Origin of the sequence: Pseudomonas sp. MTM4, assembly GCF_019355055.1 — a bacterium.
Lineage (GTDB): Bacteria > Pseudomonadota > Gammaproteobacteria > Pseudomonadales > Pseudomonadaceae > Stutzerimonas.
Genome location: NZ_CP048411.1, coordinates 2,983,638 through 3,003,751, shown reverse-complemented (window position 1 = coordinate 3,003,751; position 20,114 = coordinate 2,983,638). Strand labels below are relative to the sequence as shown.

Annotated in this window: 21 protein-coding genes, 1 pseudogene and 1 other annotated feature; of the genes and pseudogenes, 10 read left to right on the top strand and 12 right to left on the bottom strand. The window is 63.4% G+C overall.

The window, feature by feature from the left end; genetic code table 11:
• On the top strand, positions 1-1,665 hold the full coding sequence (locus tag GYM54_RS13875) for a TnsD family Tn7-like transposition protein (RefSeq protein ID WP_023121734.1): 1,665 nt from the start codon (positions 1-3) through the stop codon (positions 1,663-1,665).
• 294 nt (positions 1,666-1,959) lie between these two features.
• Entirely contained in the window at positions 1,960-3,654 is a 1,695-nt protein-coding gene (locus GYM54_RS13870; RefSeq protein WP_023121733.1) for a TniQ family protein, read from the top strand.
• A gap of 234 nt (positions 3,655-3,888) precedes the next feature.
• Here GYM54_RS13870 and GYM54_RS13865 read toward each other — a convergent pair.
• Positions 3,889-5,111, bottom strand: a protein-coding gene (locus GYM54_RS13865) for an IS3-like element ISPst4 family transposase (protein ID WP_076611849.1) whose coding sequence is annotated in 2 segments (ribosomal slippage) — positions 3,889-4,826 and positions 4,826-5,111 — 1,224 coding nt in all. Because the reading frame shifts where the segments join, the coding sequence is not laid out codon by codon here.
• Positions 4,717-4,833: a sequence feature (AL1L pseudoknot), on the bottom strand. Its footprint overlaps the gene before it by 117 nt.
• A gap of 174 nt (positions 5,112-5,285) precedes the next feature.
• On the opposite strand from GYM54_RS13865, the gene GYM54_RS13860 reads away from it, so the two are divergent.
• The 6 genes from GYM54_RS13860 (at position 5,286) to GYM54_RS13835 (ending at position 11,300) form a co-directional block, all read left to right on the top strand.
• Entirely contained in the window at positions 5,286-5,969 is a 684-nt protein-coding gene (locus tag GYM54_RS13860; protein WP_064481061.1) for a response regulator transcription factor, read from the top strand.
• Complete coding sequence (locus tag GYM54_RS13855; RefSeq protein ID WP_197446133.1) at positions 5,959-7,239, top strand: HAMP domain-containing sensor histidine kinase; 1,281 nt, start codon at positions 5,959-5,961, stop codon at positions 7,237-7,239. The genes GYM54_RS13860 and GYM54_RS13855 overlap by 11 nt, the downstream gene beginning before the upstream one ends.
• A gap of 81 nt (positions 7,240-7,320) precedes the next feature.
• On the top strand, positions 7,321-7,998 hold the full coding sequence (locus GYM54_RS13850) for a class I SAM-dependent methyltransferase (protein WP_064481059.1): 678 nt from the start codon (positions 7,321-7,323) through the stop codon (positions 7,996-7,998).
• Positions 7,999-8,000: 2 nt separating this feature from the next.
• Positions 8,001-8,720 (top strand): lipopolysaccharide kinase InaA family protein, encoded by a 720-nt coding sequence (locus GYM54_RS13845; RefSeq protein WP_064481058.1) that lies wholly within the window; start codon positions 8,001-8,003, stop codon positions 8,718-8,720.
• Positions 8,710-9,138 carry a diacylglycerol kinase gene (locus GYM54_RS13840; RefSeq protein ID WP_046617841.1) on the top strand — a complete coding sequence of 143 codons (429 nt, stop codon included), beginning with the start codon at positions 8,710-8,712 and terminating at the stop codon, positions 9,136-9,138. The genes GYM54_RS13845 and GYM54_RS13840 overlap by 11 nt, the downstream gene beginning before the upstream one ends.
• Before the next feature lie 11 nt (positions 9,139-9,149).
• Positions 9,150-11,300: an LTA synthase family protein gene (locus tag GYM54_RS13835; protein WP_064481057.1), complete on the top strand. Its 2,151-nt coding sequence runs from the start codon at positions 9,150-9,152 to the stop codon at positions 11,298-11,300.
• Positions 11,301-11,313: 13 nt separating this feature from the next.
• Here GYM54_RS13835 and GYM54_RS13830 read toward each other — a convergent pair whose 3' ends face one another.
• The 6 genes from GYM54_RS13830 to GYM54_RS13805 form a co-directional block, all read right to left on the bottom strand.
• The gene (locus GYM54_RS13830; RefSeq protein WP_003302065.1) at positions 11,314-11,796 is read right to left on the bottom strand and encodes a hypothetical protein; all 483 of its coding nucleotides are present in this window, start codon (positions 11,794-11,796) and stop codon (positions 11,314-11,316) included.
• Positions 11,797-11,888: 92 nt separating this feature from the next.
• Positions 11,889-12,353 carry a periplasmic heavy metal sensor gene (locus tag GYM54_RS13825; RefSeq protein WP_064481056.1) on the bottom strand — a complete coding sequence of 155 codons (465 nt, stop codon included), beginning with the start codon at positions 12,351-12,353 and terminating at the stop codon, positions 11,889-11,891.
• Positions 12,350-12,775: an anti-sigma factor gene (locus GYM54_RS13820; RefSeq protein WP_064481055.1), complete on the bottom strand. Its 426-nt coding sequence runs from the start codon at positions 12,773-12,775 to the stop codon at positions 12,350-12,352. Before GYM54_RS13820 ends, GYM54_RS13825 begins: the two co-directional genes overlap by 4 nt.
• Entirely contained in the window at positions 12,768-13,328 is a 561-nt protein-coding gene (locus GYM54_RS13815) for an RNA polymerase sigma factor (RefSeq protein ID WP_064482713.1), read from the bottom strand. The genes GYM54_RS13820 and GYM54_RS13815 overlap by 8 nt, the downstream gene beginning before the upstream one ends.
• Before the next feature lie 149 nt (positions 13,329-13,477).
• Entirely contained in the window at positions 13,478-14,002 is a 525-nt protein-coding gene (locus GYM54_RS13810; protein WP_064481054.1) for a diheme cytochrome c, read from the bottom strand.
• A gap of 11 nt (positions 14,003-14,013) precedes the next feature.
• The gene (locus GYM54_RS13805) at positions 14,014-14,421 is read right to left on the bottom strand and encodes a DUF1924 domain-containing protein (RefSeq protein WP_003302072.1); all 408 of its coding nucleotides are present in this window, start codon (positions 14,419-14,421) and stop codon (positions 14,014-14,016) included.
• Positions 14,422-14,561: 140 nt separating this feature from the next.
• Between GYM54_RS13805 and GYM54_RS13800 the strand changes: the two genes are divergently transcribed.
• Positions 14,562-16,157, top strand: coding sequence for a 2Fe-2S iron-sulfur cluster-binding protein (locus GYM54_RS13800; protein ID WP_003118424.1), 1,596 nt, complete (start codon positions 14,562-14,564; stop codon positions 16,155-16,157).
• 189 nt (positions 16,158-16,346) lie between these two features.
• Entirely contained in the window at positions 16,347-16,535 is a 189-nt protein-coding gene (locus GYM54_RS21745) for a hypothetical protein (RefSeq protein ID WP_225030852.1), read from the top strand.
• Here the strand turns inward: GYM54_RS21745 and GYM54_RS22095 are convergent.
• From GYM54_RS22095 to phnE, 5 genes and pseudogenes are all read right to left on the bottom strand, one after another.
• Positions 16,528-16,950, bottom strand: a complete 423-nt coding sequence (locus tag GYM54_RS22095) for an MBL fold metallo-hydrolase (RefSeq protein ID WP_336512536.1) — start codon at positions 16,948-16,950, stop codon at positions 16,528-16,530. The genes GYM54_RS21745 and GYM54_RS22095 overlap by 8 nt on opposite strands.
• Positions 16,951-16,983: 33 nt before the next feature.
• Positions 16,984-17,289, bottom strand: a pseudogene (locus GYM54_RS13790) (IS5/IS1182 family transposase); the annotation flags it as partial.
• Positions 17,290-17,396: 107 nt separating this feature from the next.
• Complete coding sequence (locus GYM54_RS13785; protein ID WP_003118428.1) at positions 17,397-18,266, bottom strand: LysR family transcriptional regulator; 870 nt, start codon at positions 18,264-18,266, stop codon at positions 17,397-17,399.
• On the bottom strand, positions 18,260-19,270 hold the full coding sequence (gene ptxD, locus GYM54_RS13780) for a phosphonate dehydrogenase PtxD (protein WP_003118429.1): 1,011 nt from the start codon (positions 19,268-19,270) through the stop codon (positions 18,260-18,262). Before ptxD ends, GYM54_RS13785 begins: the two co-directional genes overlap by 7 nt.
• A gap of 8 nt (positions 19,271-19,278) precedes the next feature.
• Positions 19,279-20,106 (bottom strand): phosphonate ABC transporter, permease protein PhnE, encoded by an 828-nt coding sequence (gene phnE / locus GYM54_RS13775; protein WP_003118430.1) that lies wholly within the window; start codon positions 20,104-20,106, stop codon positions 19,279-19,281.
• Positions 20,107-20,114: the final 8 nt, after the last annotated feature.

The following is a 20,114-nucleotide window of genomic DNA, read 5'->3' as shown; positions in this document are numbered from 1 at the left end:
ATGGAGCTGAAATTCCATTTCTTCCCTGCTGCGTTCCCCGACGAGACGCTTCACAGTGTCCTATCCCGCTATGCCCGGCTTTGTGGCGGGCATAGCCGAAAAGCCGCTTTCGCTGGCGATAGGGCTGCAATCTCATACACACAGAACGTAGCGTTTCCCTGTCGATTGGGTGACTTAGCCGAGTCACTTCCACCTGCCACGGATCTCTCGGTATCCAAAATAATTACATGCCATACCGTTCTGCCCTATTACGCGCCCTTTCTCACCGACGATCAGGTGCGGCATGCTCGTACCTCAATGGCCGGGGCCGGCAAGTGGCTGATGCTGAAATTAGGAGTCAACGCCAGTCGGATCGAGGTCGCTTCGAGAGTACGATTCTGTCCTGCTTGCCTCAATGAGGATATCGTTCGGGTTGGCGCAGCGTACTGGCACCGTGTTCACCAGCTTCCCGGTGTATTGGTATGTCCCCACCACGGCCATTCGCTCAAGGTGGTGGATCCCAGTTGGTATAGCCGCAACTCATGGCAGCTCCACCTGCCTGACGAAGACGATGTACAAGCTCATTCATATCAGGTCGATGCTGATCTGGAGGCTTATCCAGTGCTGCGTCAAATAGCGCTCCGATCAATGCAATTGCTTGCGCTAGACCTCAAACCTCTTTCACCCACTGCAGTGCGCTCTTGCCTTGTTCAAAGAGCTGTAGAGTTAGGCCTGACCCATGGCGCATCGCACCGGCTGGATCTATGCCGTTTGGCCGCACATATGGCCGGCGTTTTCAACGCTCTGCCTGCAGCTTGGGAATACTCGATTCTAGGAGAGTCACCCGCAGATCTACCCGCGACTTGGGTCACCAAGCTGCTACGGAGGCCAAGGCATACGCACCACCCACTCAAATACATTGTGCTGGCCACCGCCCTTGGGGTTGATCTGGCTCATCTCCAGTGCAGCGACAAACCATCAACGCCAGCTGTTAAGCGATCATCGCCAACTGGTGTCGGCTACCCAAAAGCGAAACTTTCTAAGGCCCTGCTAGAGGGGCTAGAAGGCTTACCTGCTGCTGTTTGGGAGCTAGCACTTGCAGGGTGCGAGGCTCGGCAGATCGCCTCTGTGCTTGGAGTCTCCCAAGTGTATGTGTATCGAACCATTCGTGCCGTCGATGGCGGCTCGCAGGTCTGGAAAGACGCAAGATTTCAAAGCAAGCGCCTCAGGCGCCGAGCAACTTTCGAGGTTGAATATCGGGGCCTGCAAGCTCACCAATGCAAAGATTACATGTGGCTGTATCGCCATGATCGAAACTGGCTCTCAGGCTGCATCGCCAAACATGCAGGTGCTCATACAAGCCGCGCTGATAACACCGATACATTCGCTACTCTCGACGCGAATCTTGCTGAACAGATCAGGTGCTGTGCGCAGCGCCTTCGAGCAGGATCGGGAAAGCCTATTTTGATCTCTCGCGCTAGGATAGGGCGAGAGCTGCATGTCCTTTCACGCCTTGAGAAACAACTCTCCAAGCTACCCCTTTGCGCCAGAGCACTGGAGCAGACGTGCGAGTCTATTGAGGAGTTTCACGTTCGTCGCCTGCAATGGGCCAAGGAGAAGCTGGCAGACGAGCAGCGAAGCGTAACCCGGTCAGCATTGTATCGGACTGCTTGCATCAGACCGTAGTCACGTGCACCACTGCGCGGCACTGTTTCACTTTTCTTCGTACATATTTTTAAGAAAGTGTGAGCCTTCGTAAGACCCTCATTAGGGTGTGGCTCATGATATTGCTGGTGCAAACCTGAGTTAACTGCTTTTCGCAAAAAAGTGTGAGAGTGCAAAATTGGTGTGGCTCCTGTTCGCCATATTTTCGTGTGCTTTTAATATACTTACTCTGTAAAACCTTATGTTATGTGTTAAAAATACGCCGCGTCGCAGAATGCGTGTACTTCCAAACATTATCTCGTTAGTTAATTATCGATGTCTGATCTGCTATTTTTCCCCATGTCCATGCCGGACGAGATGTTGCATTCTCGTATCACGCGCTACCACTTCCTTTCAGGTAACAGGACTGCAGCTGAAACCTTCCAAGACCTGTTTGGCTCGGCACCCTTCAGCGTAGGGCTCCTGCCAAAGCAGATTGAAGTGCTTGCTGCCAGACTACCTGGTGATCCAGAAAGCAATCTCGACGAGCTGATCTGTACCAATACGATGTTTCCAGCTTACAGGCCCTTTCTAGGGGTCAGCCAAGGGGTGGAGAATGCCCCAGCAGGCTCCAGTTTATTTGGGGTGGCTCGTATTCCCCGCCGAGAGGGTGCGGTCCACGGGAAGGCTAAGCTCTGCTCCACCTGTGTGCAGCAGGATCTGCTTGAAACGGGGTACGCATACTGGCATCGCTCACACCATTTGCCTGGTGTGTCAGTCTGCTGGCGTCATGGTGAGCCGCTGATTCACGCGTGCCCCAAATGCTCTCACCCGTTCTTCCGTAAGCTTCGGCTACTTCCAAATCCGACTGATCCGTGTGTATGCGGCTGGAGCGCTCTCGATCCTGCGACAGTTAGGCAGGGCACTGTGCTGGAAAAGAATTTTGCGCAGTTCGCCTACGAAGTACTGCAGCGTAAGTTTCCGCTAATGAGTTGTGAAACGTTAGGTGCAAGTTATGTACGACAATGCAGAAAGCGAGGTTTCGTACACGGAAACCTTGTTGGTACTGCGAAACTATTTGACAGTATCCGCACGAAATATGGAGATGAAGCCCTGTCTCGAATGGACAAAGCTTATGAAGCAGGTAAACACGATCAATGGATACGGTTTAGATTTTACAATGGCCAGATGGATATGCCCCTCGCCCGGCATATGATCATTGCGCAGCATTTATTTGGGAGCGCGGATGACTTTGAGTCCGCCTTGCAGAAAGAACTCATTCTTCAGCACGCGGCAGGTGCAAAATTACGTTTAAAGTTGGAAAAGCCTCAGCTTGGTAGGAAGGCGCAGCATCGTCAGAAAATAGACACGATCTTGGCTGTACGAGCGAATGTCGATTTGGGGTATCTCTGGGATAACGCTTACCAAGCCACCCGCTGGCTTACGGAGCACGACAACGCATGGTTGATGGAGAAGCTCAGTACGCCAAAGCACGTACCTGAAGTAGTCGAGGAGGTTAGCGATCCCCGAGACAGCGCGTTTGCTGCCGTTCTTCTAGCGGGTGCTGAGGATCTTTATCGAATTTCCAAAGGACAGAAGCGGGTTAATCTCAGTAATCTGCAGAAACTCCTACCCGTGCGTTTACCTCCCTGCCCAAAATTACGTAAACGTAGATTCCCCTTGGCTTCTCAGCAGGCTGAACTCCTCATGGAGTCTGTTTGGCACTTTCGATTGAGAAGGCTAATTTGTGCTCTTGCCGATATGAAGAGGCTAAAACTTCCGATGAACACTGGAAGCCTGGGTCTGGTTTCCAGCGTGTCGAACACTATTTTTCAAACCCTCGTCAGTTTTTTTGAGTGGGACTTGGAGGAGTTTTTAAGAAACGGCGTGGACTCAGAAAACCTGCTTAAGTCCACTGGTGTACCAAGGGATTGGCAGGGACCTCCTGACTTCAACCGGGTTCTGGGAGGTACTGCATACTATCGGAATAAGGCTGTAGCTGGGCAACTGGAAAAAAGCAGCGGTGAGTGAGGGGCCTGTGGCGCTGCCCCTGTTTCGGTTCAAAGTGACCTGCTCTATTACCCACCCGCTCGGCACACTATCGAATGGCTGGTATTCGGCCGCCGCACACCGGTGAGGTTGAATAGGCCTGCCAGCCCCCGTAGGTGCACCATTAGAGCAAGGAATTTTCCAGCTTCGCAATGAAGGGGCTAGAACTCTCTAGAGTGAATCGCCCCGGGTTTTGTGGAGGCCGTTTCGTTTAAGTCAGGCCGCCATGGCCTGACCTGCTTGTTGCTGGTGGAAGTTTGCCTCAGCCTCCGCAGGCGGGATATATCCGATTGAGCTCAGCAGGCGTTGGTGGTTGTACCAGTGCACCCATTTCAAAGTCGCCATTTCGACGGCTTCGCGGCTCTTCCATGACTGACGGTAAATCAGCTCGGCCTTGTACAACCCGTTGATGGTTTCGGCCAAGGCGTTGTCGTAGCTGTCTCCCTTGCTGCCAACCGAAGGCTCAATGCCGGCCTCTGCCAGCCGTTCGGTATAGCGGATCGAGACGTACTGGCTTCCACGGTCGCTGTGATGGATCAGACCACCCGAGCAATGCGGCTGACGGGCATACAAGGCTTGCTCTAGGGCATCCAGTACGAAGTCTGTCTTCATGCTGGTACTGACTCGCCAGCCGACGATCCGCCGTGCAAAGACGTCGATCACGAACGCCACGTACAGCCAGCCCTGCCAGGTCGATACATAGGTGAAGTCCGACACCCACAACTGGTTCGGGCGGTCGGCATGGAACTGGCGTTGGACACGATCCAGCGGGCAAAGGGCCTTGTCGCCGGCCACCGTTGTCTGCACGATCTGGCCACGTCTAATGCCCTGCAATCCGGCCCGACGCATTAACCGCTCCACCGTGCATCTGGCGACCTCGATGCCTTCTCGCCGCAGCTGCTTCCAGACCTTCACCGCGCCATAGCACTGCATATTGGCATCCCACACTCGCTGGATTTCCAGGGTCAATGCGTCATCGCGCTGAGCACGACAACAGCGCAGTGCCGGGTTGCGCTGTTGAGCCACGTGCCTGCGGTAACCGGACGGGGCGATCTGCAACACGCGGCAGATCGACTCGACCCCGAGACGGTCACGATGCTGATCGACAAACGCCCTCAGGACTTGGTGCGGCGGTCGAGCTCCGCCTGGGCAAAATACGCACTGGCCAGGCGCAATATCTCGTTTGCCTTACGCAGTTCGCGGTTTTCGCGCTCTAGGGCTCTGATGCGCTCGCGCTCTTCACTGGTCTGACCGGGGCGCTGCCCCGCATCGGTCTGCTGGCGACGAATCCAGCCATGCAGGGTTTGCGCGGCACAGCCAATCTTCGGAGCGATGGCCTCAATGGCTGCCCACTCGGACGGATAGTCGTTCAGGTGTTCCAGAACCATGCGCACAGCACGCTCACGGACTTCAGGGGAGTAGGTAGTAGTCTTTCTCATGGCCTCATCTTCTCAAGAGTTGAGGCCTCCACGAAACCCGGGGTGATTCACAGGGCTAAATGCGGGGCTGGCGAGGCGACGTTTTTTTCACATCGTCTCGGCTATGTTCTGCGCCGCGCGCAGGCGTAATAAGCAGCGTCTGCCGTTCCGAAACTTCTAGCGAGTACCCCAGCGATGCGCATCCTGGTCATCGAAGACAACCGTGACATTCTCGCCAACGTGCTGGACTACCTTGAGCTCAAGGGCTACGTGGTCGACTGCGCGCAGGATGGCCTCAGCGGTCTGCACCTGGCCGCCACCCAGGACTACGACCTGATCGTGCTGGACCTGATGCTGCCGGGCATCGACGGGCTGCAGGTGTGCAAGCGCCTGCGCGACGATGCCGGGCGCGATACGCCGATCATCATGCTCACCGCCCGCGATGCGCTGCCTGACCGCATCAAGGGGCTGCAGGCCGGTGCCGACGACTATCTGATCAAGCCCTTCGCGCTGTCCGAGCTGGTTGCCCGTATCGAGGCGATCCTGCGTCGCTGCCAGGGATCGCGTCGCCGGCAGCTGCAGGTGGCCGATCTCTGCTACGACCTGGACACCCTGGAAGCCAGTCGTGGTGGCCAGCCGATTCGCCTCAACCCTATCGGCCACAAGCTGCTGGCGATCCTCATGCAGCGCAGCCCGGCGGTGGTGCGCCGCGAAGCGCTGGAAGATGCCGTCTGGGGTGATCACGTGCCGGACAGCGATGCGTTGCGCAGCCATATCCACCAGTTGCGCCAGGTGCTCGACAAGCCGTTCGACAAGCCGTTGCTGCATACTGTGCACGGCCTTGGCTTCCGCCTGGCGGAGGACTGCGATGCTCGCTAAGCAGCCGCTGGCGCGGCGGATCGTCATCGCCTTCACGCTGATGACGCTGGTGGTGAGCGGTGCGTTCGCCCTCGGCATCGTTGGCGTGGTGCACTTCATCGAAGAGCAGCTGGTCACCGAGGAGTTGAGTCGCGACCTGGACATCGTGCTCAACGAGGATCTGCCAAACGGACGAACACCGCAGCTGGGTACCAGCACTCACTTCTTCGCCTCGCATCTGCCCGAGCGCCCGATGCCAAAGGCGTTTGCCGGGCTCGGCGAGGGGTTCACCGAGCTGGTTCGCGGGGACGATGCCTACTACGTCTATGTGCGCAATGTCGGCGCTGACCGCTACGTGCTGGTGCAGGAGCAGCACGAGTTCGAGGCCCGTGAGGATGCGCTGTTCAACGTCGTGCTGGCCGGCTTTCTGCTCAGCGTGCTCGGCGCCTGGGCGCTGGGGCGGCTGATGGCCAACCGGGTGTTGGCACCGGTCAGCCGCCTGGCCAACCAGGTGCGCCACCGCGACCAGCTGCATCCGCTGGCGCCGCCGCTGGCCCTGCAGTATCCCGATGACGAGGTCGGCCATCTGGCCGCGGCGTTCGACAGCACCCTCGGCCAGCTGCGCCAGACCCTGGAGCGCGAGCGGCTGTTCACCGCCGATGTCAGCCACGAACTACGCACCCCGTTGATGGTGGTGCTCGGCGCCTGCGAGCTCCTCGAGCAGCAGGCCGAGCTGTCGCCAGCCGCGCAGCGACCGCCGCTGGCGCGCATCCAGCGCGCCGCGCGGGAAATGCACGAGCTGGTGGAAACCTTCCTGATGCTGGCGCGGGCGCGTCCGCAACAGACGTCCTTGGCCGGCGACGCCAGCTTGCGGAGCGTGGCGACCGAGCAGAGCGAGCGCTGGGCACCGCTGCTGGCGGAGAAGGGCCTGGCCTTCGAGCTGCTGGAGGAGGGCGAGGACCGCGGCGTCTACAACCACACCCTGCTCGGCACGGTGATGTCCAACCTGCTGCGCAACGCACTGCATTACACCGACCGCGGCACGGTGCGGCTGGTCCTCGACGACGCTGGCTTTCGCGTCGAGGACAGCGGCGTGGGCATTCCCCTGGCGGAGCAGGAGCGCATGTTCCAGCCGTTCGTGCGGGGTGCCGAGGGGCGCGGCGAAGGGCTGGGGCTGGGGTTGTCGCTGGTCAAGCGGATCTGCGCGCACCAGGGCTGGCAGGTAGGTGTGGTGCCGCGGCAACCGCAGGGCAGCTGCTTTCAGGTGCGCTTTCATGACGGCGCTGTTTGACGTTTTTTTCACATCCCGTTGACGGGCCCTTGATGTCTGTCTGGTTAGTTTGGCGTTCCGTTTCCAACCGGAATGCCCGCCATGACCACATCGAGCCCCATCGAACTGGAGTTCTCGCGCAAATACGATCGCCAGCACGCCTACGAATACCTGCACAAGCATCAGGATGGCCTGGCCCGGCGGCTGTCGCACTGGCGTGACGAGCAGATGGCGCGCCGCGCACTGAAGATCGCCGGCGATCCTGATCTGGTGCTGGACCTGCCGTGCGGCGCCGGGCGCTTCTGGCCGCTGCTGGCCGAGCACCCAAGCCGGATGATCTTTGCCGCCGACAACTCGGCCGACATGCTGGCGATCGCCGAAGCCTCGCAGTCGCGGGAAATCCTCTATCGGGTCGAGAGCTTCCAGACCTCCGCCTTCGCCATCGACATGGGTGACAACGCGGTAGACAACATCTTCTGCATGCGCCTACTGCACCACATCGCCGACCCGGCGCACCGGCTGGCGATGCTGCGTGAGTTCCACCGCGTCACCCGTGACACGCTGATCGTCTCGCTGTGGGTCGATGGCAACTACAAGGCCTGGAAGCGCAAGCGCCTGGAGCGTCGCCGGCCGGCGAAGGACAACCAGAACCGCTTCGTCGTCGCGCGCTCGGTGATCGAGACGGAATTCGCCGAGGCCGGCTTCGACATCCTCGACCGCAATGACTTCCTCCCGGGCTACGCCATGTGGCGGGTCTACGTGCTGCGCAAGCGGGGTTGAACATGAGCCGACCACTCGTACTGCCGGCCCGCGAAGCGCGTACCAGCACCTTCCAGCGCTGGTGGAACACCCAGGGCGAATGGGTCGAGGAACCTAACCAGCGCCGCGCCGGCGAAAGCGGTGTGCAACGGATACGGCTGCGCGATCCGCAGCAGCCGCTGCTGTACTGCAAACGGCAGATTGGCCACCTGTATCGCTCGCTGCTGCATCCGTTCGGCCGGCCCACGGTGCTGCGCGAATTGCAGGCGCTGCAAGCATTCGCCCGGCTCGGCGTGCAGGTGCCGGAACTGGTCTACTGCGGCACGCGACAACAGGCCGGGCAGTGGCAGGCGCTGCTGATGACGGCGGAGCTGGAAGGCTTCGTCAGCCTGGAGGACTGGTATCAACAGGACTTGGGGGGGCGCTTCGGTCCGACGGTACAGGAGCGCATGCTAGCGGCGGTCGGGATCACCCTGGCGCGCATTCATCAGGCACGCTGGCAGCATGGCTGCTGCTACCCCAAGCACATCTTCATCAGGGTTCAGGGTGAAGGTGACGCGGCCAGCGTCGAAGTCGCGCTGCTCGATCTGGAAAAGAGTCGTCGCCGTTTGCGGCGCAGCGCCGCGGCACGGCATGACCTGCGCCAGCTCAAGCGTCATCGCCAGGCCATGCCGGAACAGGACTGGCAACGATTGCTGGCCGCCCACCGCACCTTCAGCGAGTTGCGCTGCGATGTCATCTGAGCCGACCTGCGCGGCTACCGATGCCGTGGCCAGCGTCGACGTGCCGGCCGACGGTGCGGCGCTGAAGGGGCGCAGCGGACTGGCGCGCATCTGGTACGCGTCCGGCTATTCGGCTGCAGGTCTCAAGGCCGCTTATAGAGGCGAAGCGGCGTTTCGCCAGCTGGTGCTACTGAATCTGCTGCTGATTCCCTTGGCGTTTCTGTTCGACGTCAGCCGCGTCGAGCGCGCCGTGCTGATTGCCGTGGTGTTTCTCGGCCTGATCGTCGAACTGCTCAACTCGGCCATCGAAGCGACGGTCGACCGCATCTCTTTCGAACTGCATCCGCTCGCCAAACAGGCCAAGGACATGGGAAGCGCCGCGCAATTGCTGGCGCTGTGCCTGATCGGTCTGGTCTGGGCGGTGATCCTCATCCCCTGAAGGACGTACCCATGCTTTCCTCTTTGCGACGCCCTGCTCGAGAGCGCGCGGCGTCCGGCTTCAATGGCCTGGCCGCGCACCTGCGCTTCACGTTCGCCAGTGCGCTGGCCCTGCTGGCGTTGTTTGCGCTGCTGCGGCTGGGCTTGCTGCTGTTCAACCGCGAGCTGATCGGCAGTACACCGCTGGCCAGCTTCGTCGAGGCGTTCGGCAACGGCCTGCGTTTCGACCTGCGGGTGACGGTGTACATCCTCGTGCCGCTGCTGCTCGCGGTACTCAGTAGCCGGGCAATGGCCGCCCGCCGGCTGCAGCAGCTATGGCTGGGTGTTTGCGCCAGCGTGGCGATCCTGCTCGGGCTGATCGAGCTGAACTTCTATCGCGAGTTTCACCAGCGCCTCAACAGCCTGGTGTTCCAGTACCTGCAGGAAGACCCGGCTACGGTGCTGAGCATGCTCTGGCACGGCTTTCCGGTGCTGCGGCTGCTGGCCGCCTGGCTCGCGGCGAGCGCCGCGCTGTTCGCGCTGTTCGGCTGGCTGGAGCGCCGCACCCGTGCCGCTCCGGTCAGCCTGGCGAGCGCGCCGGCCCGCCGCGGCGCGAGCTGGCCGGCGCGCTTCGCGGTGTTCGGCGTGTTGCTGGTGGTCAGTGTGGTGGCCGCGCGCGGCACGCTGCGTCAGGGCCCGCCGCTGCGCTGGGGCGATGCCTTCACCACCGCCTCGACCTTCGCCAACCACCTTGGTCAGAACGCCACGCTGTCGCTCTACGATGCGGCGCGCAACCGCTTCTCCAGCCATCGCGACAACAGCTGGAAGGCGACACTGCCGGTGGCGGATGCGCAGGCGATCACCCGCGAGCTGCTGCTGACCGCCAACGACCGGCTGGTGGATGCCGAGCTGGCGCCGGTGCGCCGTGACTTCCAGCCGCCGGCGGACGGCCAGCTGGCGGTGCGCAACGTGGTGGTGATCCTCATGGAGAGCTTCGCCGGCCGCTATGTCGGCGCGCTCGGCAGTGCCGACGGCATCACGCCGAACTTCGACCGCCTGGCCGGCGAGGGGCTGTTGTTCGAGCGCTTCTTCGCCAACGGCACCCACACCCACCAGGGCATGTTCGCCAGCATGGCCTGCTTTCCCAACCTGCCGGGCTTCGAGTACCTGATGCAGACGCCCGAAGGCGGCCATCGCTTCTCCGGCCTGCCGCAGCTGCTCGGTGCGCGGGCGTTCGACGACGTTTACGTCTACAACGGCGATTTCGCCTGGGACAACCAGGCGGGGTTCTTCGGCAACCAGGGCATGAAGCGCTTCGTCGGCCGCAACGACTACGTGAATCCGGTGGTTTCCGACCCGACCTGGGGCGTTTCCGACCAGGACATGTTCACCCGCGCCGCCGAGGAGCTGGGCAAGCTGGATAACGGCGCGCCGTTCTATGCGCTGCTGCAGACGCTGTCCAACCACACGCCGTACGCGCTGCCCGAGCAGTTGCCGGTCGCTGCTGTCGAGGGGCATGGCGCGCTGGATCAGCATCTGACGGCGATGCGTTATTCGGACTGGGCGCTGGGGCAGTTCTTCGACAAGGTGCGTAACCAGCCCTGGTTCAAGCAGACCTTGTTCGTCGTGGTCGGCGACCACGGGTTCGGCGCGCCGGAGGAAGTCACCGAGATGGATCTGCTGCGCTTCCACGTGCCGCTGCTGCTGATCGCCCCGGGCGTCACCGAGCGTTTCGGCAGCCGTCGCGAGGTGGTCGGTACGCAGGTGGACGTGGTGCCGACCATCATGGGCCGCCTCGGTGGCGAGGTGCGTCATCAATGCTGGGGCCGCGATTTGCTCAGCCTGCCGGCGGACGATCCGGGTTTCGGCATCGTCAAGCCGTCGGGCAGCGACCAGACCGTGGCGCTGATCCGCGGTGATCGGGTGCTGGTACAGCCCAAGGAGCAGCCGGCGCGGCTGTATCGCTATCGCCTGGGCGGTGAACCGGCTGGCGAGCGGATCGCCGCTGCCGAGGATCAGCCGCAGCTGCTGCGCCAGCTGCACGCCTACCTGCAGACCGCCACCGCCAGCCTGCTGGCCAACACCAGCGGAGATCGCAGCGGCGAGGGCGAGTCGGAAGCGGTGGCCGCCGAGGTGCCGCTCGCGGTGAAAGCGGCCCCGCCGGCACGGCCGGACAAGGGTTGAGCGCGGCGGTCGATCAGTGTTCCAGCGGCTTGAAGCTGTCGTCGGCGAAGTAAGTGGCGTAGTCGCCCAGCGCGCCGACCACCGTCACCGCGCCGTCGCGCTGACCGGCCGGGGCGCCGCTCATGGCGTCGGCACCGGCGAGCAGCTGGGCGATGATCAGGTGCAGCTGCGCGTCGGCCTCGGCGCTCAGCTTGCAGTTCTCCACCATGTAGGCGACCTGGCCGCGCACCGTCTCGGCCAGTTCGCCGTAGCGGGCGGCGGGCAGACGGTCTTCGTGGATCGCCGGCAGCGCCTGGCGCATATCGTTGTTGATGGTGCCCATTGCCTGGCGCAGCGGCGCGTCGGTGGCCCAGCGCTTGCCGGCATCGAGTTGCAGCGCCGGCGCGCCTTCGCCGTGGCCGTGGTCATGGCTGGTGGCGGCGAGGCTGGTGCCGGCGTGGCCGAGGGTGCCGGCGAGGATGATGGCGAGGGCGAGAGCGTGGGGTTTGCGGATCATCGATAGAACTCCATTGAGCGAGCCGGCGAAGTGCGGCTCCTGATGTTCTAACGCAGGCGCGACGGTTTTGTTCCATCGCGCCGTGCAATCCGTCATTTGCGGTGCAATTGCTCGATGCTGTCGGCGCCGAACGACTGCTGCGTGAGCACCTGGGCGAGCCGCGCGCGCTGCTGCGGTTCGAGGATCTCGCGCTCCTGCAGCAGCTGGTCGATGAGTAGGCGCTGCTGTTCGTTCTGCAGTTCGGCGATCTTCGCCTGCTCGGCGTCGATTACCGCGCGGTCTACCTGTTCAGCGAAGATCGCCTCGATCAGCCGGTTGCGGTGTTCGCCGAGGCTGGCGTTGGAGGCGCGCAGGTAGGCCAGGAACGGCGCCTCGGCATCGTGCCAGCGCTGCAGCTGGCTGGCGCTCAGTTGCAGCTCGCGCGACAGCTCGGTCGGTGCGCCAGAGGGCATCGGCAGGCCATCGCGACTGAGTTTCTGCCAGCCGAGGCCAGCGAGCACGCCGACGTTGACCAGCACGGACAGGACCAGGGCGTTGCGCAGGGTGGTGTTGCTCATTTCAGGTTTACCTTCAGGTAGCAGAATTCGGGGCGCGCGCAGAGCGCGCCAGGTGGGGTGCTGCCGAGGACGGCGAGCAGGTCGTGGCGGGGTGAGCTGCCCGGCGGCTGGCCGGGCAGCGCATAGCCGAGCAGCAGGCCGAGCAGGATCGACGCCGCGGCGCCGATACCCTGTGCCCAGTGCCGGGCCCACCCGCTGCGCACCGGCGGCGCGAAGGGCCGCTGCAGACGCGCCTGCAACTCGGCCGGCAACTCCGGGCTGGCCAGCGCACGCAAGCCCTGGCCGAGCCCGTCGAGCTCGGCCAGGGTCGCGCGACACTGCGGACAACCCGCCAGGTGGGCGTCGGCGTGGCGCTGTGCGGCGGCGTCGAGTTCGTTGTCGAGGTAGGCGGACAGGATCGCCATGTCCAGATGCTCAGTCATCGAGGGTGCCTCCGTTGGCCTGGCGATAGCCGTGCAGCAGCGCCTCGCGGGCGCGTGCCAGGCGCGACTTGACGGTGCCGGCGTTGAGCTGCAGCGTGGCGGCCAGTTCGTCGTAGGCCAGCCCCTCCACTTCGCGCAGCAGCAGGATCTCGCGCTGTTCGTGGGGCAGGCGGGCCAGCAAGCGTTCCAGCAATGCCAGATCGCGCCCGGTCTGCAGCCGGCTCAGCGGCGATGGCGCCGGATCGACCGGCTCGGCCAGTTCCTCCGGCGCCACGTCGACGTGGCGTTGCCGCTGGCGCAGCGCATCCAGCGCGGCATTGCGTGCGATCTGCAGCAACCAGGTCTGCAAGCGTGCTTCCGGGCGCCACCTGGGGAGCGCCTGGAAGGCGCGGATGAACGTTTCCTGAGTCAGGTCCGCGGCCTCGTCGGCGCTGCCGAGCAGGCGACGGAGGAAGTGGAAGACCCGCGCCTGATGGACGCGCACCAGCGTGCCGAACGCCTGGCGATCACCACGCGCGGCCTGCTGGATGAGGTCCTGTTCGCTGTCGTTCATTAAGCGCTCGTCTGGGCTGACCGCGCAGGGCGCCGCTAAAACCTGCTGCGTTGCCAACGCCTCGGTTTTTGCAGTGCCCATGCGCTGCCGTCCGGGTTGCCGCAGGGATATAACGCAACGGTTGGCAAAATGTTCCGGCTATTTTTGTCTCAGCGCGGAATCTTCACCCGGTCCTCGTCGAAGTCGCCTTTTTCTGCGTCGCGATGGCAGGCCACGCAGTTGAAGCGGCCGCCGACCGACTCGCGGGCGAACTTGGCTTCGCTGACCTCGTCGTGTTTGTGCTCGAACCAGCGCGTCTGGCTGATGCGTGGCGGCTCGCCGGCGGTGGGTGACGGCTCCACCGGCAGGCGGTTGACGGCCGAGGCGCGGACCAGGAAGTCGAGGATTTCCTTTTCCTGCACCGGGTCCAGCGACGCGTTGCTGCCGTAGTGATCGCCCAGGGTGCGCATCTGCTCGCGCCAGGCATCGGCAGGCAGCAGGCCGGGAGAATAGAGCATGTGGCAGGCAGCGCATTCTTCCTTCCACACCAGCGGCGCGTCGCTGGGTACCGACAGGCGCTTGGGCCGCTTGTAGCCCTTGCGCTCGTGATGGTCGTCGTCATCGGCGAAGCTGAGGCCGGCCAGTACCAGGGTCAGGCCCAGCCCGGCGACGGCAGCAAGGGGTGCAATCTTCATGGCGGGGCTCCTTACTTGATGCTGTCGATCCAGCTGATGAAGTCACCCTTTTCCTGCGCGGTGCATTCACGGGCGTAGACGTCGTCGCAGTTGCGGCGGAACCATTTCTCGACCTTCTTCAGGTCCGTGAAGCGCTCGGGGTTGGCTGCCGGGGCGAGCGGATCGACTTTGCGGTGCGCCGGCGTCTTGCCGGGCTGACGCGGGTCGGCGGTGTGGCAGGTGGTGCAGCTCATGGTCTTGCCGTTGCGCTGCTCCTCGGCGAAGTACAGCGCCTTGCCGCGCTCGGCGGAGAAACCGGCGAAGTTCGGATTCTCCTGGCGCGCCTGGGCGGCGTAGCCGGGCAGCAGTGGGTGTTCGGTTTCGGCCAGGGCGGGCAGGCTCAGGCAGCAGGACAGGAGGATGATCCAGCGGGCTTTCATGGTGCGCTCTCCGGTTGGGAATGAGTGCAGCCTAGGCGCGCCGCCTTACGCCAAGCTGAACCGCAGCGGCTGGCGGCGTTCAGTTTCGTTTCAGCTCGCAGGAATACAAAGGCGGCATCCATTCAATGAGGATCGCCGTCGTGGCTGCTTTCAATCGTTTCCGTCTGTTCCACTGGCTGCTGGCCGGTTTCTTTCTTGGCGCCTACCTCAGCGGTGACGACGCCGAGACGCTGCATATCTGGTTGGGCTATGGCCTGGTGGCGCTGTTGATGTGGCGCCTGCTGATCGTGCCGCTGCGCCTGCGCGGCTTCCCGCAGTTGCTGCCGCCGAAGGGCCAGCGGAGCAAGCCCGGCCTGTCGAGCGTCGGCAAGTGGCTGACGGTCGGCGCGCTGGGCAGTTTCGCCATTGCCAGCGTGGTCGGCCTGGGTATGGTCGACAACGGCGATGTGCTGGCCGCCCTGCCGGGCGTGGGGCCGGATGTCTTCGGCGCTGCCAGCGACATCGATTTCATCGGCTGGATGGGCGATGCCGAGGAGGTGCACGAGTTCTTCGCCAATCTGGGGCTGTGGCTGATCGGCCTGCATGTCGGCTATGTGCTGCTGTTCCGCCGCAAGTCGGTATGGCCGATGCTGCGCGGCGTGCCCAAGGCGGGGCCGGCTTCGACTGCACCTTCGGCTTCGACGTCGACACCGGCAACGACGTCGGTCGCGACCGCGTTCGCATCGGCGCCAGCGCCTGCCGCCGGGGAGTTCACCCGTCTGCGCATCGTCTCACGCCAGGCCGAAACCGCCGACAGCTGCTCGTTCACCCTGCAGGTGCCGGCCGCCCAGCGCGCACGCTTTGCCGCGCAGCCGGGGCAGTTCCTCACGCTGAAGGTGCCCGCTGCCGAGCCGGCGCTGCTGCGCTGCTACTCGCTGTCGCAGCGACCGCAGGCGGATGGCGCGCTGCGCATCACCATCAAGCGGGTGCCCGGCGGCCGCGCGTCGAACTGGCTGCTGGACAACCTGCAGGCCGGCGATTGCATCGAGGCGCTGCCGCCGGCCGGCGTGTTCGTGCCGCGCAACCTGGATGACGATCTGCTGCTGCTCGGCGCCGGCAGCGGTATCACGCCGCTGATGGCGATCCTGCAGGCGGCGCTGGTCGAGGGCAGCGGGCAGGTACGGCTGTTCTATGCCAGCCGCGATGCCGCCTCGCTGATCTTTGCCGAGGAGCTGGCCGAGTGGTCTGCGCGTTACCCCGATCGCCTGCAGCTGCGCATCTGGCTCGATGCCGAGCAGGGTGTGCCGAGCGGCCCGGCGATTGCCACGAAGATCGCTGACTGGTCAGCCGCCGACGCCTTCATCTGCGGGCCGCAACCGTTCATGGATGCCGCGGGTGCCGCGCTGGGCGAGCGGGGTGTGGATGCGGCGCGTATCCATCTGGAACGCTTTGCCGCCGCAGCGCCGACGGCCGCACCGGGCGGGCGCCGCAGCCGCCTGCGGGTCGCGCTCGACGGTCGCCGTCACGAGCTGGACGTGCCGCGCGGCGAGGTGCTGCTGGAGGCCATGGAACAGGCTGGCCTGCAACCGCCGAGCGCGTGCCGCTCGGGTGTCTGCGCCGCCTGCAAGTGCCGGGTGGTGGAGGGCAGCGTGAGCATGCGCAGCAACCAGGTGCTGAGCGAAAGCGAGGTGCGTCAGGGCTGGGCGCTGGCCTGCCAAGCCGAACCGCGCAGCGCCGAACTGCAAGTCGAATACTGACGTGTGGGAAAGGCCGCTGGCCGTTTTCCACCCTGCGCATCGGGTGATCGACGGGGCGTAGGGTGGATAACGGCGCAGCCTTATCCGGCAGTACCTGTGCCTCTGGCCGGTGGAAAAAGCGATTGGCCATTTGCCGAGGGTGGAGTGGCGACGGTCACCGATGGATTTGCCGCAGGCCGAGCCGGCGCCGTGGCAGGGGTAGATCTCGATGCGTTCGCCGAGCGGCAGGTAGCGGGTGAACAGCGTGGCGTAGAGCTGCGCTGCCAGCTGCTTGGTGCTGTCCTCGCCGAGCAGGTCGGGGCGGCCGACGTCGAGGTTGAACAGCGTATCGCCGGTGAACAGCGCGAAGGGCGCTTCGCCCTGCTGGCTGTCACGTAGCAGCAGCGAGATGTGCTCGGGGGTGTGGCCTGGCGAGTGCAGCACTTCCAGGCTGACCTGACCCAGTTCCAGCACCTCGCCGTCGTCCACCTGACGCAGCCCGAAGGCGTAGTCCGCCGATGATCTCGGCGCCGCAGCGTTCGGCCAGCGCCTGGGCGCCGGAAACGAAGTCGGCGTGGATGTGCGTCTCGATGGCATAGGCGATGCGCAGGCCCTTGTCGCGCGCCAGGTCGAGGTAGACCTCGACGTCGCGCCGCGGATCGATCACCGCGGCGACGGCGGCCTTGCTGTCGCCCACCAGATAGGAAATCTGCGCCAGACCTTCGGTGTAGATCGACTCGAATACCAGCATGCGTGTGCCTCCGTAATCCGTGAGGGTTACGGATGTGAGCGCCGGTTGGCCGCCGGCGTTCAATCGCAGCGGGTCACTTGCGGACCAGCAGCACCCCGTGGTTTCGTCGGGGATGCGCTCCAGGTTCAGCCCGGCAAACTGGCGCAGGATCGTGGTTTCGTACAGCGCTTCCTCCATCGCTGGATCGCTGTAGCCGAACCAGTTCTGCAGCAGATGCACACGCAGCATCGCCATCAACGGGTAGGCCGGACGGCCACCTTCACCCTTCGGATAATGTGGCTCGATCAAAGCAATCAAGCCCTTCCACGGCACCACCCGATCCATCTCGATCAGGAACAACTCCTTGCGGGTTTGCTTGCGCTTGCCAGCGTACTCGGCGTCGGCGAAGGTCATCTGCTTCATCGGGAAACTCGGTGGGTGGGGTCGCGGTATTTTGCCAAATCAGAAAGTCTTTTTCAGAGTTTCCCTAGGCTGACAAGCCAAGCGCTGGATCGCAACCATCCATCACCTTATCCAGCTAGATCCGCCTCCTCCAATAAGTGCCGCACAAATCCCGGCGGGTGCAGATTTCCGGGAGGTTTGCGCCAGATCAGTTGGAGACGCTTTTCAAGCCCCGGGATGGGAAGAGCTACCAGCGCGCCACTGCGAACTTCGTCTTGTACTGCGGAAGCCATCACCAACGACACGCCGAGTCCCGCCCTCACTGCTTGTTTGACTGCCTCGGTGCTGCCTAGCTGCATACCGCTGCGAGGCACGCCCAGTTCGCCAAAGTATTCGGTCAGAAGCCGTCCGGTACCGCTACCCGGTTCACCTCCCAGCATCGGCAGGTCCACCAGACGATCACGTTCTATGCACCCTGCTTCAGCCAGCGCATGGTCGGGGCTGACGATAAGCACCAGCGGCTCGACCCGCCAGAGGCGGTATTCGAAGTCGGGGTGAGGTAGCCACCATTCCATGATCGCGGCGTCGAGCTGGCCCGCCAGTAGCTGGTCGGCCACATCCGGGTTGGCGGCGATGCGCAGATCCACCTCGCCCCTCTCATTTGCGGTCGTCAGATAGTTGCGCACGAATGGCTGGAGAAGGTAGGTGCCGATGTTGGAGCTGGCCCCGACGCGCTCACGATTGCCATGCAGGGCTTCTAGCGCCCGGGCGTGCATGTCGAGCAAGGCGGTCGCATGCGGCATGAAGGCCAGCGCCCGTGTGGTAGGCTGGCAGCCGCTACGACTGCGCTGCACCAGCGTTACGCCGACCTGCTCTTCAAGCTTCTGCAAGTGCTGCGACACCGTCGGCTGGGCCAGCCCCAACGCCCTCGCCGCGCTCTGAAAACTGCCTGTTTGAACGATCGCTACCAGGCTCTTCAGCCAGACCGGATTCAACATGCGGCAGGCTCGGCCTTGGGCAGACGGTTCGCAGCGTTGATTGGGCGCGCACCTGCCAATACCTGGATGATGTTCTGCGCTGCACAACGTTCAATCTCCAGGCGCACCGCGCGCACTGCCGACCCTATGTGCGGAGTGAACAGCGTATTCGGATGCGCGAGCAGCGCAGGATCGATCAGCCGCGGCCGGTCCGCGCGAGCCCAGTCTTCCATTTCGAATACATCCGCCGCATACCCGCCGAGCTGGCCTCGCTCAAGCGCCGCGAGCACGGCGGCTTCATCCACTACCGAACCACGACAGGGGTTTACAAGCAGAGCGCCCGGCCGTACGAGGGCAAGCAGCTCGGCGTTGACCAGATGCTGGGTATCGGCATTCAAGGGAAGCGCCAGCAGGATGAAGTCCGAGCTGGCGAAGAGTTCGCTGCACGCCACCTGGCGCAGGCCGAGCCGTTGCTCGGTTTGTGTATCCAGAGCCTTCGCCTCGTGGTACTGCAGGGTCGCGCCCCATCCCTGCAAGCGATCAGCCATGGCCAGTCCGATGGCGCCCATGCCAAGGATGCCGACCGTAGCGTTATCCAGCCCCGTGCCGTAGAACTGTGGTTGCCAGCCCTGGAACTCGCCAGAGCGGACGAACGCATCTGCTGCCCGCAGATGCCGCCCCAGCCCCACCGCCAGTCCGATCGCCAGCTCGGCAGTCGGGACCGTCAACAGATCAGGCACGAAGGTCAGCCAGACCCCGCGGGCAGTACAGGCGTCCACATCGAAATTGTCGAAGCCCTTGAGCGCGCAGCCGACTACACGCAGCTCAGGGCAGGCTTGAAGAAAGTCTGCATCGACCCGATCGGGCATGAACGCCATCATCGCCTGAGCATCGCGACAGCGGCGCAGAATTTCCTCGCGCGTCAGCGTGCTGTCGGTCTGGTTGGTCATCAGCTCGCAATGTGGCGCCAGCAGTTGCAGGATCTCATCGTGTACTCGGTGAGTTATAACGAGTTTCGGCAGCATGGTTTGTCCTATTTGAAATGTTTGCGCAGCACGCCACTGAAGGCGTCTACTAGCGTGACCATGGCCAGGATGACCAGCAGGATTGCTGCAACCTCCTGGTACTGCATGATGCGCAGCGAGCCCATGAGTTCGAAGCCGATACCGCCGGCGCCAACCATGCCCATCACGGTGGAGGCGCGAAAGTTGTATTCCCAGCGGTAGATCGCCACGTCGGCGAACTGCGGCGTCACCTGTGGCAAAACCGCGTGCAGCAGCACTTGCATCGGCGTAGCCCCCGCCGCCCGAGCGGCTTCCACCGGCGCTTCGTCGACGTGCTCGATGGCCTCGGCGAAGAACTTGCCGACCATGCCGACCGAATGCAGACCCAGGGCAAGCACGCCCGGCAAGGCGCCGAACCCTACGGCTGCAACGAAGATGATGCCCATGATCAGCTCCGGCACCGACCGCAGGGCATTGAGCAGCACCCGGGCAACACCGAACACAAGGGGGTGCGGCGCCGTATTGCGCGCTGCAACGAAGGCCACCACCAGCGAGAACACCACTGCGATGGCCGTACCGGCGATGCTCATCGCCAAGGTGTCGATCAAGGGGCGAATCCAGCTTCGATAGCCCGAAAAGTCTGGCGGCATGGCCTCGCCTGCCAGGGTCGCGATGGAGGGCAGCCCGTTCAGCAGCGTGGTGGCATCGAGCAGCCCCACGTACCAGCAGGCCAACAGCACCACTCCGAATACAATCGCCACCTGCCCCAGCTGGCGCCACCAACCGAGGCCGAAGCCTCGAAGGATGTGCTCGCGTTGCTCTGCAGGCAGCGCCTGCACGTCGTAATGAGAAGACATATCGGTGC

Excerpts from the sequence above, each read along its gene's own strand:
- GYM54_RS13875 (WP_023121734.1), top strand. The coding sequence starts at position 1 with ATGGAGCTGAAATTCCATTTCTTCCCTGCTGCGTTCCCCGACGAGACG.
- GYM54_RS13870 (WP_023121733.1), top strand. The coding sequence starts at position 1,960 with ATGTCTGATCTGCTATTTTTCCCCATGTCCATGCCGGACGAGATGTTG.
- GYM54_RS13860 (WP_064481061.1), top strand. The coding sequence starts at position 5,286 with ATGCGCATCCTGGTCATCGAAGACAACCGTGACATTCTCGCCAACGTG.
- GYM54_RS13855 (WP_197446133.1), top strand. The coding sequence starts at position 5,959 with ATGCTCGCTAAGCAGCCGCTGGCGCGGCGGATCGTCATCGCCTTCACG.
- GYM54_RS13850 (WP_064481059.1), top strand. The coding sequence starts at position 7,321 with ATGACCACATCGAGCCCCATCGAACTGGAGTTCTCGCGCAAATACGAT.
- GYM54_RS13845 (WP_064481058.1), top strand. The coding sequence starts at position 8,001 with ATGAGCCGACCACTCGTACTGCCGGCCCGCGAAGCGCGTACCAGCACC.
- GYM54_RS13840 (WP_046617841.1), top strand. The coding sequence starts at position 8,710 with ATGTCATCTGAGCCGACCTGCGCGGCTACCGATGCCGTGGCCAGCGTC.
- GYM54_RS13835 (WP_064481057.1), top strand. The coding sequence starts at position 9,150 with ATGCTTTCCTCTTTGCGACGCCCTGCTCGAGAGCGCGCGGCGTCCGGC.
- GYM54_RS13830 (WP_003302065.1), bottom strand. The coding sequence starts at position 11,796 with ATGATCCGCAAACCCCACGCTCTCGCCCTCGCCATCATCCTCGCCGGC.
- GYM54_RS13825 (WP_064481056.1), bottom strand. The coding sequence starts at position 12,353 with ATGAGCAACACCACCCTGCGCAACGCCCTGGTCCTGTCCGTGCTGGTC.
- GYM54_RS13820 (WP_064481055.1), bottom strand. The coding sequence starts at position 12,775 with ATGACTGAGCATCTGGACATGGCGATCCTGTCCGCCTACCTCGACAAC.
- GYM54_RS13815 (WP_064482713.1), bottom strand. The coding sequence starts at position 13,328 with ATGAACGACAGCGAACAGGACCTCATCCAGCAGGCCGCGCGTGGTGAT.
- GYM54_RS13810 (WP_064481054.1), bottom strand. The coding sequence starts at position 14,002 with ATGAAGATTGCACCCCTTGCTGCCGTCGCCGGGCTGGGCCTGACCCTG.
- GYM54_RS13805 (WP_003302072.1), bottom strand. The coding sequence starts at position 14,421 with ATGAAAGCCCGCTGGATCATCCTCCTGTCCTGCTGCCTGAGCCTGCCC.
- GYM54_RS13785 (WP_003118428.1), bottom strand. The coding sequence starts at position 18,266 with ATGTTGAATCCGGTCTGGCTGAAGAGCCTGGTAGCGATCGTTCAAACA.
- ptxD (WP_003118429.1), bottom strand. The coding sequence starts at position 19,270 with ATGCTGCCGAAACTCGTTATAACTCACCGAGTACACGATGAGATCCTG.
- phnE (WP_003118430.1), bottom strand. The coding sequence starts at position 20,106 with ATGTCTTCTCATTACGACGTGCAGGCGCTGCCTGCAGAGCAACGCGAG.